Source organism: Paraburkholderia sp. SIMBA_053 (assembly GCF_046534895.1).
Taxonomy (GTDB): domain Bacteria; phylum Pseudomonadota; class Gammaproteobacteria; order Burkholderiales; family Burkholderiaceae; genus Paraburkholderia; species Paraburkholderia caledonica.
Genome location: NZ_JAWRXU010001081.1, coordinates 1 through 257 on the forward strand (window position 1 = coordinate 1; position 257 = coordinate 257).

General features: G+C 74.3%; 1 protein-coding gene. It reads right to left on the reverse strand.

What is annotated here, in order from left to right; translation table 11 throughout:
* Positions 1-257: penicillin acylase family protein (locus SB753_RS38960; protein ID WP_410805404.1), on the reverse strand; the 257-nt coding region annotated here is incomplete at both ends.

Below are 257 nucleotides of genomic sequence, written 5' to 3' on the forward strand. Positions count from 1 at the left end.
CTGGGCGGTCGACAGTGCGAAGATCGCGGTCGCGGCCGTGCCGGGGTCGAGCGCCGTCCAGCGCAGGCTGACGGCATACTCGGCGTCATCGCCGGCAGGCGCGGGGCTGGTCGGCGCCGGGCCCGTGGCGCCGCCGGCGGCAAGACCCGCCTCAGGGGCGTCGGCGATCGCGGTGAAGTCGTCGGTGAGACCCGAGATGATCGGCCCGTGCACGGTCGATCGGATCGTGAGGTCGATGTCGTCGCCCCCGGCGACCT